11 protein-coding genes are annotated in these 16933 nt (G+C 57.5%); 6 read left to right on the top strand and 5 right to left on the bottom strand.

Annotation, left to right across the window (positions count from 1 at the left end; all coding sequences use genetic code 11):
* Window positions 1-59: 59 nt before the first annotated feature.
* From ACFOOP_RS16390 to pdhA, 3 genes are all read left to right on the top strand, one after another.
* Window positions 60-2792: a pre-peptidase C-terminal domain-containing protein gene (locus ACFOOP_RS16390; RefSeq protein ID WP_379882214.1), complete on the top strand. Its 2733-nt coding sequence runs from the start codon at window positions 60-62 to the stop codon at window positions 2790-2792.
* A 147-nt stretch (window positions 2793-2939) separates the two neighbouring features.
* Window positions 2940-3263 (top strand): FtsB family cell division protein, encoded by a 324-nt coding sequence (locus ACFOOP_RS16385; RefSeq protein WP_379882213.1) that lies wholly within the window; start codon window positions 2940-2942, stop codon window positions 3261-3263.
* 100 nt (window positions 3264-3363) lie between these two features.
* The gene (gene pdhA, locus ACFOOP_RS16380; protein WP_379882212.1) at window positions 3364-4365 is read left to right on the top strand and encodes a pyruvate dehydrogenase (acetyl-transferring) E1 component subunit alpha; all 1002 of its coding nucleotides are present in this window, start codon (window positions 3364-3366) and stop codon (window positions 4363-4365) included.
* Here the strand turns inward: pdhA and solA are convergent.
* Window positions 4362-5489 (bottom strand): N-methyl-L-tryptophan oxidase, encoded by a 1128-nt coding sequence (gene solA, locus ACFOOP_RS16375; RefSeq protein WP_379882211.1) that lies wholly within the window; start codon window positions 5487-5489, stop codon window positions 4362-4364. The genes pdhA and solA overlap by 4 nt on opposite strands.
* A 10-nt stretch (window positions 5490-5499) precedes the next feature.
* Window positions 5500-5994, bottom strand: a complete 495-nt coding sequence (locus tag ACFOOP_RS16370; protein WP_379882210.1) for a GNAT family N-acetyltransferase — start codon at window positions 5992-5994, stop codon at window positions 5500-5502.
* A 68-nt stretch (window positions 5995-6062) separates the two neighbouring features.
* Between ACFOOP_RS16370 and ACFOOP_RS16365 the strand changes: the two genes are divergently transcribed.
* Both ACFOOP_RS16365 and ACFOOP_RS16360 read left to right on the top strand, forming a co-directional pair.
* A complete protein-coding gene (locus ACFOOP_RS16365) occupies window positions 6063-7193 on the top strand; it encodes a glycosyltransferase family 4 protein (protein ID WP_379882209.1) in 1131 nt (376 codons plus the stop codon).
* Entirely contained in the window at window positions 7186-8250 is a 1065-nt protein-coding gene (locus tag ACFOOP_RS16360; RefSeq protein ID WP_379882208.1) for a GNAT family N-acetyltransferase, read from the top strand. Before ACFOOP_RS16365 ends, ACFOOP_RS16360 begins: the two co-directional genes overlap by 8 nt.
* Here the strand turns inward: ACFOOP_RS16360 and asnB are convergent.
* From asnB to acs, 3 genes are all read right to left on the bottom strand, one after another.
* Entirely contained in the window at window positions 8247-10127 is a 1881-nt protein-coding gene (gene asnB / locus ACFOOP_RS16355; protein WP_379882207.1) for an asparagine synthase (glutamine-hydrolyzing), read from the bottom strand. The genes ACFOOP_RS16360 and asnB overlap by 4 nt on opposite strands.
* A 3-nt stretch (window positions 10128-10130) precedes the next feature.
* Complete coding sequence (xrtA, locus tag ACFOOP_RS16350; protein WP_379882206.1) at window positions 10131-11642, bottom strand: exosortase A; 1512 nt, start codon at window positions 11640-11642, stop codon at window positions 10131-10133.
* A gap of 83 nt (window positions 11643-11725) precedes the next feature.
* On the bottom strand, window positions 11726-13678 hold the full coding sequence (gene acs, locus ACFOOP_RS16345; protein ID WP_379882205.1) for an acetate--CoA ligase: 1953 nt from the start codon (window positions 13676-13678) through the stop codon (window positions 11726-11728).
* 227 nt (window positions 13679-13905) lie between these two features.
* Between acs and ACFOOP_RS16340 the strand changes: the two genes are divergently transcribed.
* The gene (locus ACFOOP_RS16340) at window positions 13906-16896 is read left to right on the top strand and encodes a TonB-dependent receptor (RefSeq protein WP_379882204.1); all 2991 of its coding nucleotides are present in this window, start codon (window positions 13906-13908) and stop codon (window positions 16894-16896) included.
* The last annotated feature ends 37 nt before the right edge of the window (window positions 16897-16933 follow it).

Below are 16933 nucleotides of genomic sequence, written 5' to 3'. Positions count from 1 at the left end.
GATTCGAGGACGAGCTTGTAAACCTTGAGCTTGTAAACCGTTTTTATAAGGGGCTGATCATGACGTATGATTCTGACGAAACAGAGGCGGGAAATCTCTCCCTGCTGGGAGACGAATATCCCTACTTCAATAATTTTGGCGGCGCCGCCTACACTCGCAGCAATATCAGCGAGACTTTCGGCAAGAACACCTTCACCAGCATAGCGGTTTATCCTGAGTGGGACCCCCACTATAAGGGCGGCGCTACATTATACGATCCCGCTACTTTTTCGGCTGCTGGCGGCGTCCTGTCCACTATCGGGGACATTCCCGCCGAAATAGCGCTCGACGGATCGATCGACGCACCCGATGAGCTCGATATTTATGAAATCAGCCTCACTGCCGGAGAGACATATATGTTCTCCGTCTATGGGTCGGGCGAAAATCCTCTGCAGGATACATTCCTGTATCTGCTCGATGGGGATTTCAACCTCATAAATTATGACGATGACGGCGGCGCAGGAACGATGTCGCTGATCACCTTCACCGCGACGACCACAGACACTTACTATCTGGCGGTTGAGGGATATCCCGGCGCCGGCCTTACCGGTGACTACACGCTGGACGCGATTGTAAGCCCCGGCGTTGACGTTGTGCCGGACACCTTTGGCGGCGCCGCAGAAGTAAATCTTGGCGGCGTTACCTATGGCTTCATCGAAGCCGGCCCCGGGGTTGTTTATGGCCCGGATTTTAGTGAAGTCGACACCTACACCTTCACTGTCGAAGCAGGGCAGGTCTATTCGTTCGAAGTGGCCGGCGGCGCCGACTATGAGTCTGATTTTCTCGCGCTTCCGGACGGTGAACTAGACACTTACATCGTCATTTACGATTCCGAAGGCAACGTTGTCGCCTCAAGCGACGATATCAGCTTCCCGAGTGATATCAGCTCCAGAGTGGATTTCTTCGCTCAGGAAGGCGGCACCTATTATATGGACGTCTTCTCTTACCAGCCATGGAGCGGCGGTTATTCGATTACGTCGCAAGTGTTTAATCCAGACGACTTCGATCCGCTGGAAGCGTTGTATTGGGACAGCGCCGCGAATGTTCCGTTTGATGAAACAAACACCGCCTATGTCTATTTTGGCGAAGCGGGAGACACCTTCGGCGAGCCGGGTCTTTCACTTGGCTGGAATGAATATGAGAAGGGGCAGGTGATGGAGGCGCTCGAGGAGTATGAAAAGATCCTCGGCGTCAATTATGAAATCACTGAGGACGTCAACGAAGCGACATTCCGTCTGTTTACGACGGAGTCCGATCAGTTCGGCGCCTATTTCTATCCGCAAGATCCCGCATACGGCACCCAGCAGGGCATTGGGGCGTTTAACGTCCTCAGCGGCGGCTGGACCTTCGATCAGCAGCAAAGTCTGGAACAAGGCGGTTATGCTTTTGCCGTGATCCTGCATGAGTTCGGTCACGCTCATGGCCTTGCTCACCCGCATGACACCGGCGGCGGTTCCGAAATCTTGCTCGGCGTCAGCGCGCCCACAGGTTCGCTCGGCATCTACGACCTCAACCAGGGCGTCTATACGGTGATGTCTTATAATGACGCCTGGGAAACGCATCCGGACGGCGCGACGCCGTTTTCGGCTGACAATATCGATAGCGGCTGGTCAGGCACGCTCAGCGCGTTCGACATCGCCGCCTTGCAAGAACGTTATGGCGTCATCAATGAGTATGCGACCGGCGACACCGTTTACATGCTCGGCGATGCCAATGATCCCGGCACGTATTACGAAACCATCTGGGATACCGGCGGGGTGGACGAAATCCGCTATGACGGCGCAGCCGATGTCCGGATCGACCTTCTGGCGGCGACGCTGGATTATACGCCGACCGGCGGCGGCGCCATTTCTTTCGTTGACGGCATCTGGGGCGGTTACACGATCGCCAACGGCGTCGAGATTGAGAAAGCAACTGGCGGGTCAGGGAATGACGCCCTGATCGGCAATGACGGAGTGAACTGGCTGAAAGGCCATGCAGGCGACGACGTTCTTATGGGACGCGGCGGCGGCGACAGATTGATCGGCGGCGCTGGCTTCGACACGGCTTCCTATATGGACTCCGATGAAGGCGTCGTCATTCTGACCGGTGTGTGGAACCTGTTTGGTGAGGGCGATGCTGAAGGCGACATCTATGTCAGCATTGAAGCGCTTCAGGGCAGCAACCACGACGACTTGATCCGGGCGGGTTTCGGCATTGAACAACTGCTTGGCATGGGCGGCGATGACAGCCTGCTGGGCGGCATCGGGACAGAGGTTATCTTTGGCGGCGAGGGTGACGATTTCATCTCCGGCGTGTCCGGCAATGACGAACTCTACGGCGAGGAAGGTGATGACGTTATCCTCGGCGGAAACGGCAAAGATACGCTTTTCGGCGGCGACGACGATGATTATCTGAATGGTGGAAACGCCAAGGATTATCTGAATGGCGGCGCCGGCGACGATACGCTGAAGGGCGGAAACGGCAACGATATATACGCCTTCACAGACCTTGGCGGCGTCGACGAAATCGTTGATTTCGCAAAGCATCGGGACCTGATTGATCTCAGCGGTCTGGATGCGATCGACGGTGGTGATGTCGACGCCTTTGACTGGATAGGCTCCAGCGCTTTCAGCAACACTGCTGGCGAGCTGCGCGCCTATAGCGACAGCGGCCAAAACTTCATTGAAGGCGACACCAATGGAGACGGTTTGGCTGACTTCACTATCGTAACAAATGTGCTGGTCAGCGAGAGCGACTTTATCTTTGCGTAATCGACCGACCTGAATTTCGCACACAACGCTGGAAACGGGCCCTTCGGGGCCCGTTTTTTTATGAAATCCGAATCAGCTGATTCGGATTTTAACGAATCATTAACCAACTTTGATTCTTTTGAAACGCAACCAAAAAAGAACCGGTCCATGTTGCGTCTTCGCTTCCTTCTCGACATCGCCTTTCCCGCTCTGGCCATGTGCTTGACTGGCATCCTGCTTTACAGCGCGGTGGTCAGCGACACCGGCTATCGCGCGCTTTCCTCCCTCAAGAGGGAGGCCGCGGAGAAAGAGGCTCAGTTCGCGGAGCTTCACGCGCGGCGAATTGAGCTTGAAAAGCGGGCCGACCTCCTCAACTCGAAATCCCTTGATCCGGACCTCCTCGATGAGCGGATACGGTCGGTGCTGGGCTATTCCCGGGAGGGGGATGTGGTCATTTCCCGCCGCGAACTCGATCGGCTTCTGAGCGAATAAGCCGCTTTTCCGGCAGGGCCGGCTCAAATGCCCAACACAACTTGTTCCCCGGCGGCCGCCCGTTTATGACAGGGTCTGAACAGACCCCGGAGATCCCTTGATGGCCCCCGATACGCGCGAAAGCGCCCCTAAATCCAACCTGACCGCAAGCACTGAAGAGCTGCTTCATTATTACCGCGACATGCTCCTCATTCGCCGTTTTGAGGAGCGCGCAGGTCAGCTCTACGGCATGGGGCACATTGGCGGCTTCTGCCACCTCTATATCGGTCAGGAAGCCGTTGTTGTGGGTATGGAGGCCGTGAAGAAAGAGGGCGACCAGACCATCACCGGCTATCGCGATCACGGCCACATGCTCGCCTGCGGCATGGACGCGAAAGGCGTCATGGCCGAGCTGACCGGCCGCGAGGGCGGCTATTCCAAGGGCAAGGGCGGGTCCATGCACATGTTCTCGAAAGAGAAGGAGTTCTATGGCGGCCACGGCATTGTCGGCGCCCAGATCCCGCTTGGCGTCGGTCTAGGCTTCGCCAACCGTTATCGCGGTTCGAATTCGGTGAGCTTCACCTATTTCGGCGATGGCGCGTCAAACCAGGGTCAGGTCTTTGAAGCGATGAACATGGCGCAGCTCTGGAAGCTGCCGGTCGTGTTCATCATCGAGAATAACCAGTATGCCATGGGCACCAGCGTCAAGCGTTCTCACTCAGACACCCATCTTTACCGCCGCGGCGCCGCGTTCGGCATTCCAGGCATGGAAGTCGACGGGATGGATGTGCTTGCCGTGCGTGAGGCCGGACGTCAGGCTGTCGATCATGCGCGCAGCGGTGAAGGGCCGTATGTGCTTGAGATGAAGACATATCGTTATCGCGGCCATTCCATGTCAGACCCTGCGAAATACCGCACCCGTGAGGAAGTGGACGATGTGCGCGAGCACAATGATCCGATCAAGCGTTGCGAAAAGCGCCTTGCCGACAATGGCTTTAATGACGAAGACAAGCTCAAGGAAATCGACAAGGAGCTGAAAGCAATTGTCAAAGAAGCTGCCGACTTCGCGCTTGAAAGCCCGGAGCCCGCAGTCGAAGAGCTCTTCACGGACATTTACGCTTAAGAAAAACGTTCCGGTTTCAGGAAGTCGAACTCTTTTATCGTCTCGCCTGTGAAGGCGAGGTCCGCGAGCGCTTCGCCGATTACCGGTGCGAATTTGAACCCGTGGCCGGAAAACCCCATTGCGAAGACGATGCGCTCATCATCAGGGTGAAGGTCGATGATGAAATGCCCGTCAGGGCTCATGGCGTAAAGACAGCTTTGTTCTTTTGTCGTCGTTGATGAAAGGCCCGGCGCGCGGCGCTGTAAAAAGTCGGCTATATCCCGTCCCGCCTGATCGGAATAGTCGATGGCGTCGTCATCGGGGTTTGTCAGCGCTGCGCCGCCCGTGTGCTCACCGACTTTAACGCCGTCACTATCGACCGCAGGAAAACCGTAAAAGAACCTGCCGTCCGGTTCCTCAATCCCGAAAGGGAGAAAACCAATCGGAAGGGTGAAGCCCTGGTTCTCCGGAGAGGTCCAGTACAGCTTTTTGCGCATTGGCTTAACGAGCCTCTCGCCAAGGCCTTTCAGGCTTCCGGCAAACGCGCCCGGTGTGAGAATGATTTTATCAAAACCGCGCCGTTGACCATCAACCGTTATGCCAACATCGGCGCTGGCGACATCCCATTTATCGATGGGGCGATTCTCATGAAGCGCTGCGCCATGCGCTTTGGCGCCTGACAGCAAGGCGGTGTGCGCTTTGCTCGCATAGATGAAGCCTGCTTCCGGCTCGATCAGTGTCTCCATCGCGGGATCGAGAGCGAACCAGGGAAACCGCCAGGACGCTTCGTTGCGTGTTATCCGTTGCAGCGAGAGGCCATGTTTTTCCGCCGCCCCCACCGTGCCCGAGATCAGTGGATTCTCCGGCATTCCGGCCATGAAGACGCCGCACATCTCAAGCAGGGTTTCGCCGGACTCCCGTTCAAGTTCGCGCCAGCCAGCGGCGGCGCGTTTCAATATGGGCACGTAATCGGGATGTTCGAAATAGGCGGTGCGATAAAGACGGGTGGCGCCGTGAGACGATCCGCGATCATGGCGCGCCGCAAACTGCTCAAAGATCGTGACTTCTGCGCCGCGTCTTGAAAGTGCATAAGCTGCTGCGGCGCCCATGATCCCGGCGCCGATAATGGCGACCCTGATCGTCATGAATTAGTGTTCACTTGAAAACTTTCACCATGGTGAGCTGTTTGTAGCCGTCTGCATTCCAATGATCGAGCGGCTTTTCACTGACGATCTCAAATCCGAGCTTTTCATAAATCGCCATGGAGGCGGTAAGCCCCGTCGTGGTTTCCAGATAGACGTCGGAGCAGCCTTGCTCGTGCGCGTTATCCATTGCGCGGTTGACAAGATCACGGCCGAGACCCAGCCCGCGCGCCTCGCGCGCCGCCAGCACCCATCGCAACTGGCCGCGCCCATTGCGGTTGATCATGGCGGCGCAGCCCATGAGCCTGTCGCCGCGTTCCGCCAGCCAGACGCGCCCGTCTGCTCCGTCCTCCAGCACAAAATCAGACAGCGTCCGGCACACATAGGCTTCGAATGACATATCCCCCGGGAAGCCCGGCTCTGCGGCGTAGACTTCTCCGTGCAGCGCAGCGATCCGGCCCAGGTCGCCCGGGCGCAATTCCCATCGGATGTTGATTTTATCGCCCATGAGCCGGATTTTCTGCGTCTTTGCCTAAAGTCATTTGAACCAGGGACAAATCCTGTCACATGTCCTAAATGCAGGAAAGGCGGGACATTGGCGCACGGGAAACGCCGCAGGGGCAGGGAAAACTGCTGCTGCATATTTTCCCGAGCTTTTCCTTTGGCGGCCAGCAGGCGCGGCTTGCGATGCTCGCCAGCGCACTCGGGGACGGCTTCCGGCATCGCATTGTCGCCCTTGACGGGGACCTCTCGGCGCGCAGCCTTTTCGACAACAAAGTCAATACGGACTTTGCGCCGTTTCCGATGAAAAAGTCTCAGGGCTTCAGCCTCTCCAACATCATGCAATTGCGGCGGCTGATCGTGGAAACGGCGCCGGATCTTTTGTGCACTTATAATTGGGGATCGATTGAAGCCGTGATCGCAAACCGGCTCGGACGTAAAGCGGCGCATATCCATTTTGAAGATGGTTTTGGTCCCGATGAACGGATCGACCGGCAATCGCCGAAGCGGGTTCGGGCGCGGCGCCTCTTGCTTTCTCGCAGTGATGTCGTCGTCCCGTCCCAGGGTCTTGAAAAAGCCGCGCGAGACTTATGGAAACTGAAAACCATTCACCTGATCGAAAACGGCGTTGACTTCAACAAAATGCAAAGTGGAAAGCGCGGCCACAATGACGCTATTGTGGTGGGCTCGCTCGGGGCCTTGAGGCCGGAAAAAAACTATGCGCGATTGATCTCGGCTTTCATCGCGGCCGATCGGGAGCGCAAAGCCCGGCTGGAGATTTTCGGCGGCGGGCCGGAGCAGGATCGGTTGCGCGAGGTTGCCGGAGATGATGAACGCATTTCCCTGCCGGGGCCGACATCGGCCGCCGCGGACGCCTATGCGCGGTTCGATATTTTCGCCCTCTCATCAGATACGGAACAAGCGCCTGTAAGCCTGATGGAGGCGATGGCGGCCGGCCTGCCTGTGCTCGCGACGAATGTGGGCGATATTGAAGGGATGGTTGCGGAGGCAAACCGCGCTTTCATCACGCCGGTGGGGGATGATGAGGCTTATGCTCAGGCGCTAGCCCAATTATTGCAAAATCCAACCGTGCGGGCGGAAATTGGCGGCGCCAACAAACGCAAGGCGAAGGACACATTTTCATTGGAGCGTATGGCCGCGGCGCATCGAACATTGTATCTTTCAGTGATGGAGCGTCATGGCTAAAGTTGTTATAACGCCGTTAACTGATAGAGCCGCCTTTTTATCCGAATGGGAAGCGCTCTATGCGCGTGCGGCCGATCCCAGTTTTTTTCACTCGCCGGCATGGATGAAATCCTGGCTTGATGGCGCGCCCGTTGACGCGAAGCTGAACCGGATTTGTGCCAGCGAAAATGGTTCGCCAGCATTAATGGGCGCCTTTGCTGTTGCGCCGCGCAAGCCGCCGCTGCTTGGCCTTCGTGAAAGCTGGTTTCATGAATTCGGCGAGGCGCAGCGCGATGCTGTCTATGCGGAATATGTAGACTTTCTCGCCGCGCCTGAAGCATCCCATGAGCTGCGCCGTGACGCCGTGTGTGCGATGATGGAGGAAACCGGCAACATAGACGGCTTTGTTTTCCGCAATCTTTCCTACGATATGATGTCGGCGGTTTTTTCCGCCGCCGCCATTTGTGAAATGTCGGGCCGGGTATTAAATGAACAGCCGGTCTATGGCTGCGACCTTTCCGGCGACGATTTCATGGATAAATTGAGCGCTTCATTACAATCCAAGATCCGCCGCGCCCTGCGGCTGTATGAAGAACGCGGGCCTTTGTCCGCCCGGCTTGCGAGCGGCGCAGAAGAAAAAGCCGCGAGTTGGGAGCGGCTCAAAGCGCTCCATAAGTCCGGTTGGGCCGAGCGCAACAAGACGAGTGTTTTCGACAATCCGCATTTGATCGCTTTTCATGAGCGTCTTCAGAAAAATGCGCCGGAAGATTGCCACCTCTTCGAAGTAAAGGCTGGCGACGAAGTGATTGCCGTTCTCTATAATTTCGTTCATGGCAAGGAAGTCATGAATTACCAGAGCGGTTTCAAATTCGAGGATGATAACCGGATGACGCCCGGCTTTGTCGCTCATGCGCTCGCCGCGCAGCATTATCAAAAAGCCGGATTTGAGATTTATGATCTGCTGGCGGGTGAGGCGAATTATAAATCGCGCCTGGGCGAGCCCCACGCCATTTTAACATCTCTGGTTTTGGAGCGGCCGACCTGGCGCAACAAGTTGCGGTCATTTTTGAAACGCTAGGGTCGGTTCACGCGCAGGAAGGCATCGAACATGATCATGCTCCACAATTCCTGTGCGCAATCGGATCGGCCGGAGCGGTGATCGCGGATCATGGCGTCAACCGCGCTCTCGTTGAAAAGCCCGCTCTCGCGCCAATATTGTGATGCGTTGAGACGCAGCGCCGGATTATCGTGTTCCCGTCGCATCCATTGGCGCAGCGGTGGTGCGAAGCCCTGTTTTTTGCGGGCGACATAATCTGCGCCGAGACGTGAGACGAAAGCGTCTTTCAGGATGCGCTTACCCTGTCCGTATTGCAGTTTGTAGTCCGCCGGAATAGCGCCCGCCCATTCAACGATATTGTGATCGAGCAGCGGCGGACGCGCCTCAAGCCCATGCGCCATGCAGGTGCGGTCGACCTTGACCAACATTCTCCCCGGCAGCCAAGTCATGAGGTCTGCATATTGTGCGCGTGATAACGGGTCTTCGGCGCCCGAACTTTCCATCGCGTCCTCGATCAGCGAAGACGGGCGATACCCTCCAAGCGTTCTTTTGAAGTCGGCGTTGAGAAGCGCATCGATGCGCGACGGCAGGTTGATAGCGACTGCATTGGCGTAGCCTTGCGCCGATGAGCGCGCCAGCGCCTGAAAGGTGGTCTTGGCGCGCAAGGCGCGCGGCGCCCAGTCGAGTTTCGGATATAGCGCGCCAAGCGGACCAAACAGCGCCGCGCGCAATGGCGCCGGCGTCATGCAGCGGAGTTTTTCCTCGCTAAGAAAGAATGGATACCGGCGATAGCCGGCGAAGATTTCGTCGCCGCCATCGCCTGTGAGCGCCACGGTGACATGGCGACGTGCGATTTCGGCCACCTGAAAAGACGGCAGCGCCGACGCGTCGGCGAAGGGCTCTCCCATGGCCGCGGCAACTCTATCAATGAGGGCTGTTGAATCGGCGCGTGCTTGTTCTTCGTAATGGACCGCGCCGAATTTCGCCGCGATCTCACGGGCGGCGGCGCGCTCATCATATGCGCTTTCGTCAAAGCCGGTGGTGCAAGCGGTAATAGCGCCGCCCCCTTGTGACATGGCGGAGACGATAGAGGCTGAATCAACACCGCCTGAGAGAAAGGCGCCAAGCGGAACGTCGGACACCATCTGCGCTTTTACCGCGTCATCGACGCGCGCGCGCAGCATCTCAACCGCTTCTTCATAGGCGAGAGCCTGTCCATTTGTGAAAACCGGGCGCCAATAGCGTTCCTGCCGCGGGCTTTTTCCGCGCTCAAAGGCGATCCAGCTTCCCGGCGGAACTTTGTTGACTCCGCGATAGATCGCTTTCGGGTCCGGCACATAGCCGTAATGGAAATACTCAGCGACGGCGCGCGGGTCTAGGCTGAGGTCGATAAGACCAGATGCGGCGATTGAGCCAATCTCCGACGCGAACAGCAAAAAACCGTCACTGGTTTCCGCGTAATAAAGCGGGCGTTCGCCAAGACGGTCCCGAGCAAGGGTCAGCCGTTGCGCGCCGGCCTCGTAAAACCCGAAAGCGAACATGCCGCGCAACTCGTGCAGGAAATCGGCGCCTTTTTGCGAGAGGCCTTCCGCCAGAACTTCCGTATCCGAACGTGTTTTAAGTGAGACCTTGTCGCGCATGCGGGCGGTCAGCGCTTCAAAGTTATAGATCTCGCCATTGTAAGTGAGAATGTCGCCGCTTTGTGTGTGAAAAGGCTGGACGCCGCCGGCGCGGTCAATAATGGCGAGACGGCGATGTCCCAATCCAACGCCGGGCGCAAAATAAAATCCTTCGCCATCGGGGCCGCGATGGACGAGCGCATCCGTCATCCGTTTTAACGCGTCACGGTCGATATCGCGAACGCCGTTAAGATCAAAAATGCCTGCAATGCCGCACATGAATCAGGGCGCAAGCCTCATTCGGGATTGCCACTCGGCGAAGCTTTCAATGTCGGCTGTGAAGCTGCGAATACGTGTGAGCGCTTCAGAAAGGTCGCCCGCATAGTCTGCGGCGATCATGATAATCCCGCCTGGCGGATTGACCCCTTTGAGCTTGTCTATCATCTGCGCCCATTTGAATGCGAATGTGTTCGTGTAGACATCGCCGCCGCGCCAATAGGCGGTCATAACGAGTAGACGGCGGCGGTCCGGGCCCGCCAGGATTTCCAGCGGAATCTCTTTTGACTCGCCGAAGAGGTAAACCACTTCTTCCCGGTCCGCAATTTTCCGCCAGTCATCGCCGTCCGCGGCGCTGTTCAGTACGTTGAGAATTTCCCGGTCCTGTCGGTCCTGAACAATATATCCCAAGGAGACGTAAACCCGCTCGCCAAGTTTTTCATAAGTCGCCGAACTGGTTTTGTCGGCGTTTAGTCGAGGGGTCCAATTTTGTGGCGCAGGTAGGACGCGCCAGCCCGGTGCGCTCAGGGATATGTCTTTTGGGGGTGCGGGTAGAGTGAGGCCAAAATCGATGAAAAAGGCTGCATAAGCTGAGACGGCAGCCACTGGAACAAGCGCCGCCATGGCGACGGAGAAGCGCCAGGCGCGCCGCGCCCGCACTGGCGCATGTTCGAAACCGACGCCCTGAGGCTTGCGCATCTTCGCGCCGATCCAGAACAGGATAAAAAAGACTGCGGCGTAGAGGACCAGCCCCAGCAGCAAATGATCCGGACCGACTGCATAACGCATGTCGCTCACGGTCGCGATCAGGATCAGAAGAAACGCGCGCAGGAAATTCGCTATCAGGGCCACTGCGGCTGCGATCATGACAAAGGCGATGCGCGTTTTGAAACGGTGCAGGGTCTGGCTTGCGTAAACGCAGGCGACCATGAGCGCCGCCAGAAGGAAGTTCAGCCCGGCGCAAGCTTTGGCGATTTCAAACAAGCCGGCCTCAGTGCGGATCAGCGTTCCGTCAATGACGGCGTCGACGCCGAGGAAATTGAGCAAGCCCGTCACGGCGCTGGCGGTGAGCATCTGAAGAAACGGAATCAGCACCTCGCCAAAGGGAACCATGAAATAAAGAAACAGCAGCGGCAGCGCCCACAGCTTCGCGGCGCCGGAGCCGAACATCATCCAGGCGCCTGCGATCAACAGGGTGACGAATGCAAATTGCTCGACGAGGGCGACGCCTGCGGCGCGTCCGGCGAGCCATATGAACGCGGCGCCGACAATGGCCACAAGGCTCAAGGGGCCCGTCGCCGGGTCGATGCGCGGGCGGGTCATGATCATCAACAGCGCGAGCGGCGCGACGGCGACGCCGTGGTGATAGCTTGATGAGGAAAGCCAGGTCTTCGCCATGGACAAGGCTGTCGGATGCAGCGCAAAGACGCAGACAGCCAGATACGCGCCATACATGGCGACCGGAAGCGTCCAGTCGCTGCGGCGCGCTGATGAAAAATCGGCGGCGAGCATGGCCATAAAGGGTCCCCGCTTGCAGTCACCGGAACCCTAGATCGGCGGTGTTTCCGGTTTGTTAAGAATAAACCGGATTTGCGGAAATCTTACCGGTTTTTACGGCCTTCAATCAGGGCGTCGACAACGCTCGGGTCCGCCAGGGTTGAGGTGTCGCCCAGCGCCCCGAATTCGTTTTCGGCGATTTTCCGCAGGATTCGGCGCATGATTTTGCCTGAGCGGGTTTTGGGCAGGGCCGGGGTGAAGTGGATATGGTCGGGCTTGGCGATCGGGCCGATTTCCCGGCGCACCACGTCGATGATTTCTTTTTCCATGGCCTCCGTCGGCTCCACGCCGGCGAGAAGGGTTACATAAGCGTAAATGCCCTGGCCTTTGACGTCGTGAGGAAAGCCGACGACGGCGGCCTCGACGACGGCGTCATGCTCATCAATGGCGGCCTCCACCTCCGCCGTGCCCATGCGATGGCCGGAGACATTGATGACATCGTCGACCCGGCCGGTGATCCAGTAATAGCCGTCGGCGTCCCGCCGTGCGCCGTCGCCGGTGAAATACATGCCGGGATAAGTCTTGAAGTAAGTGTCGATGAAACGCTGATGATCGCCGTAGACGGTGCGCATCTGACCGGGCCATGAGTCGGTGATGACGAGATTGCCCTCGCAGGCGCCGTCGAGAAAATTTCCGTTGGCGTCGACAATCGCCGGGAACACGCCGGGCAGGGGCTGGGTCGCCGAGCCCGGTTTCAGATCGGTCGCGCCGGGCAGGGGCGAAATGAGGATGCCGCCGGTTTCCGTCTGCCACCAGGTGTCGACGATGGGATGTTTGCCGTCGCCAACGACATTGTAATACCACAGCCATGCTTCGGGATTGATGGGCTCGCCCACTGAACCAAGCAGGCGCAGGGATGACCGGTCAGCCTTCTTCACCATGTCGTCGCCTTCGCGCATCAGCGCACGCAGCGCCGTCGGCGCCGTGTAGAAGATGTTCACTTGATGCTTTTCGATCACCTGCCAGAAGCGCGATGCGTCCGGATATGTGGGAACGCCTTCAAAGATCAGTGTCGTCGCGCCATTGGCGAGCGGCCCGTAGACGATATAGCTGTGGCCGGTGACCCACCCCACATCCGCCGTACACCAGAAGATTTCTCCCAGGCGGTAGTCGAACACTTTCTCATGGGTATAGGACACATAGGTGAGGTAACCGCCAGTCGTGTGCAACACGCCTTTCGGTTTTCCGGTTGAGCCTGACGTGTACAGAATAAATAGCGTGTCTTCGGCGTTCATCGCTTCGGCAGGACATTCCGGCGCCACGTCATTGCGCGCTTCGCCGTAATAATAGAGGTCGCGGCCGGCCGTCATGGGAATGGTCGCGTTTGTGCGCTCCACAGTCAGAACAAGCCGAACATCGGTTTTGTGCTGTTTCAGCCCGAGCGCCTTGTCGACATTGGCCTTCAGGGGCACGGCCTTGCCGCCGCGCATGCCTTCATCCGCCGTGATCACCGCAACAGCGCCGCAATCCTCGATGCGGCTCGCCAGCGCTTCCGGGGAGAACCCGCCGAAGACGACCGAATGGACGGCGCCGATGCGCGCGCAGGCGAGCATGGCGTAGGCGGCCTCAGGGATCATTGGCATGTAGATCACGACGCGATCGCCACGCTTAACGCCGCGCGCTTTGAGGACATTCGCCATGCGGCAGGTTTCTTCAAACGCTTCGGCGTAGGTGATGTGTTTCGCGGTCGCAGGGTCGTCGCTTTCCCAGATGATCGCGATGTCATTGGCGCGTTCCGGCAGGTGCCGGTCGAGACAGTTGACGCAAGCGTTCAATTCACCGTCATCGAACCACTTGATGTGAAGATCTTTGGCGTCAAAAGAAACATCCTTCACCCGGGTGAAAGGCTTGGACCAGTCGAGACGTTTTGCGACATCCGTCCAGAAACCATCCGGGTCATCCTTCGCCTGCGCACGAATTGCGCTCGCCTTTGTGGCGTCGGTTAGGGTGTTCGCGGCGGCAGCCTTGCTGACCTTGATGATTTCTTCGTGCGACATGCGTTTCTCCCAGACTGTTGGCGGCGATGCTAGTTGAAGCGCGCTTCATGCGCAAACCGTGCGCATAACAGCGGTGGTTCTTTTTGTATGTGTAAAACTGTCGCTGCCGGAAGGCCATTTTTACATTTCCGTCACGCCCCTGTCACCACGCGGTAACAAAGCAGAGGCATGGCCCCTCCATTCATTTTTGTCGTCAGTTTTTGACGGCAGTTTTTGGTGGGGCTTTTATGAACCGTTCTCTCCTGTCCGCTTCGGCGGTCTCCGTTCTTGCTGTTGTCGCCGCTGCACCGCTTCCCGCGCTTGCAGGTGTTATTGAAGGCCGCGTCAGCGACCAGAGCCAGTCTGTTTCGCTCGAAGGCGCCGTGGTGCGCATCGCGGAAACCGGCGCTTCCGTATCGACGGATCGCGCCGGCCAATACCGACTCAGCAATGTGCCGGCGGGAAATTATACGCTGGTTGTGACCTATGTGGGGGCGGCGTCAGAATCAATCAGCGTTTCGGTGCCAAGTGAAGATGCGGTTGTGCGCCAGAACATTTCGCTCGGTGAAGATGTCGACGTTATCGACAACGTCCTCGTTGTCGGTCAGCGCGGCGCGCTCAACTCAGCGCTGAGCCAGCAAAAAGCCTCAGACAAGGTTATCACGGTTCTTTCCGCAGACGCTATCGGCCAGCTTCCCGATGAGAACGTCGCCGAGGCCGCCCGCCGCGCCGTAGGCGTCAACATCCAGAATGATCAAGGCGAGGGGCGCTACGTCTCCATCCGCGGCGCCAATCCGAATTTTGTGACGACGACCATCAACGGCGTGCGCCTGACGTCACCCGACTCCGATCAGCGCCAAGTTCCGCTCGATGTGATCGACAGCGACATCCTTTCCAGCATCACGATCACGAAGTCGCTGACGCCGGATGTGGATGGCGACTCCATTGGCGGCAATGTCGAGATCTCGACCCTGTCCGGTCTCGATCAGAAGGATTTGTTCCTGAAACTTAAGGCCGCCGGGATTTACACCAATCAGGTGGATGAGTTCGGCCAGCGCTATTCGGGCGCTTTTGCGAACAATTTCCTCGACGGCCGCCTCGGCGTCGCGGCGACCGCCGCCTGGCAGAAGCGTAAATTCGGATCTGAAAATATCGAAAATGACGGCGAGTGGATTCTCGACGAAGCCGTTATCTACCCGGAAGAACTTGAGCTGCGCGACTATCAGGTGACGCGTGAACGGTTCTCCGCCGCGTTGAACCTTGATTTTCAGGCGAACGATAATCTCGTTCTTTACGCACACGGGCTGTATTCTGACTTTTCCGACCAGGAATTCCGCAGCCGCGTCGAAAACAAATTTGGCGATCCGTCATTTGATGATGCTAACAGCAGCGGCGACGTCGCCGTGTTTGACGCGGCTGATGACGATCCGTTTGAAGTCGATCGCGACATCAAGGATCGCTATGAAGATCAGTTGATCTACTCTTTTGTTGGCGGCGGTGAGTTCTCCAAGGATGCGGTCACCTTCGATATCGCGGGTTCCTACTCCTATGCGGAGGAAAGCGAGCCGGAGCGTCTGGACGCCGGTTTCCGCGGCGAATTTGAAGAGGGCCTGTTCGGCGTAAACATTTCCGACACCCTTCTTCCTTCGCTCGCTTTCCCGGATGCGGACGCTGAAGCAGCCTATTTCGATCCTGAAAATTATGAATTCGACGCTGTCGAACGCACCAACGGCATCGCGAAAGACGACGAACTGGCGTTTCAGGCGAATTTGAAAGTTGACCTCGATCTGTTTGGCGCGCCCGGTTACATCAAAACCGGCGGCAAGGTTCGCCTGCGTGAAAAATCCTACGATCTCGATCTTGAGATCTACGATGGCTGGGATGGCGATGACGATCTGTTGTTGACGCCATTCGTGAACGCGGTCGACTATGACCTTGACCGCATCAATCCTGTAGTCGGCGCCGATACGTTGCGCGATTTCTTCTTCTCGAACATCGACATGTTCGAACTAAACGAAATCGATACGGCCCTCGAATCCACAGGCGCGAACTATATAGCGAACGAAGACGTCTACGCCGGATATGTGATGGCGCAGCGTCAGTTCGGCAATGTCAGCGTCGTCGCCGGCGTGCGGGTTGAGCACACGGAATATGACGCCAGCGGTTTCAACCTCGCCCTGCAGGAATTTGAGGCCGAGCTTGCCGGCGACGTCACCGGCTCGCTTGATCCGGAAACCGTCATCCCGACGGCGCCCGTCGGCGATCTGGCTGCGGAAGACTTCGAATTTGAATATGATGGCGGTGATGACGTCACGGCGCTTGAGGTTGCGCGGGTCTATGCGCAGGCCGTCGATGTGAACAAGTCCTACACGGACTGGCTGCCAAGCGTGAACATTCGCTACGATGTGACTGATGAGGTCGTTTTCCGGCTCGGCTACTACAAGACAATCGTTCGCCCGAATCTGGAGCAGGCGGCGCCGCGTATCCTCGTTGAAGAAGGCGGTGAGCTTGATGGTGATGACATTAACGATGTGGTGGCAGTCGAACGCGAAGGCGAGGCTGGTAATCCCGATCTCGAACGCCAGCAGGCGCACAATTTCGATGCATCGCTTGAATGGTATCCCGGCAACAAGTCGGTTCTGTCCGCCGGCGTCTTCTACAAGGATATTTCCAACCTGATTACAGCCGTTAACGCTTCAGGCGAATTTTTTGGCGTCCGCTTCGATCAAGTGGAAACGTATGTTAACGTACCTGATGCATCCATCTTCGGCATAGAGCTGAACTACCAGCAGCCGCTGGACTTTTTGCCGGGCCCATTGGACGGCTTCATCATCGGCGCCAACTACACCTTTGTTGACAGCGAGGCGACGCTTATTGACGGCCGCAAGATCAGCATTCCGGGTCAGTCCGACCATGTGGCCACCGGTATTCTCGGCTATGAAAAGGGACCCATCGACATTCGCTTCGCGGCCACCTATCGCGACGAGTATCTTGATGAGCTGGCGCTTCAGGAAGATGAAACTGGCCAGGATATCGACCGTATTGTCGATGACCATTTGCAGATCGACATTTCTGCGAAATACCGCGTGACGGACCAGTTCCAGTTCTTCACCGAGTTCAAGAACGTCAACAACGAACCGTTCGTGGCGTTCGTGCGCAGCCCCGCTTATGGCAAGCTGAACTCTCAATATGAGGAATATGGTTGGTCGGCGAAGTTCGGCGTGTCATTCAAATACTAGAGTTTCCTCTGCGTTTTGCGTTAGTCCCCGCAAAAGA

This window comes from Hyphococcus aureus (assembly GCF_042643165.1).
Classification (GTDB): Bacteria; Pseudomonadota; Alphaproteobacteria; order Caulobacterales; family Parvularculaceae; genus Hyphococcus; species Hyphococcus aureus.
The sequence above is the reverse complement of the archived record's forward strand: the minus strand, read 5'-3'. Positions and strand labels throughout refer to the sequence as shown.

Bases quoted from the DNA above. Each gene is read 5' to 3' on its own strand.
- ACFOOP_RS16390 (WP_379882214.1), top strand. From the start codon at position 60: ATGACGTATGATTCTGACGAAACAGAGGCGGGAAATCTCTCCCTGCTG.
- ACFOOP_RS16385 (WP_379882213.1), top strand. From the start codon at position 2,940: ATGTTGCGTCTTCGCTTCCTTCTCGACATCGCCTTTCCCGCTCTGGCC.
- pdhA (WP_379882212.1), top strand. From the start codon at position 3,364: ATGGCCCCCGATACGCGCGAAAGCGCCCCTAAATCCAACCTGACCGCA.
- solA (WP_379882211.1), bottom strand. From the start codon at position 5,489: ATGACGATCAGGGTCGCCATTATCGGCGCCGGGATCATGGGCGCCGCA.
- ACFOOP_RS16370 (WP_379882210.1), bottom strand. From the start codon at position 5,994: ATGGGCGATAAAATCAACATCCGATGGGAATTGCGCCCGGGCGACCTG.
- ACFOOP_RS16365 (WP_379882209.1), top strand. From the start codon at position 6,063: ATGCAGGAAAGGCGGGACATTGGCGCACGGGAAACGCCGCAGGGGCAG.
- ACFOOP_RS16360 (WP_379882208.1), top strand. From the start codon at position 7,186: ATGGCTAAAGTTGTTATAACGCCGTTAACTGATAGAGCCGCCTTTTTA.
- asnB (WP_379882207.1), bottom strand. From the start codon at position 10,127: ATGTGCGGCATTGCAGGCATTTTTGATCTTAACGGCGTTCGCGATATC.
- xrtA (WP_379882206.1), bottom strand. From the start codon at position 11,642: ATGGCCATGCTCGCCGCCGATTTTTCATCAGCGCGCCGCAGCGACTGG.
- acs (WP_379882205.1), bottom strand. From the start codon at position 13,678: ATGTCGCACGAAGAAATCATCAAGGTCAGCAAGGCTGCCGCCGCGAAC.
- ACFOOP_RS16340 (WP_379882204.1), top strand. From the start codon at position 13,906: ATGAACCGTTCTCTCCTGTCCGCTTCGGCGGTCTCCGTTCTTGCTGTT.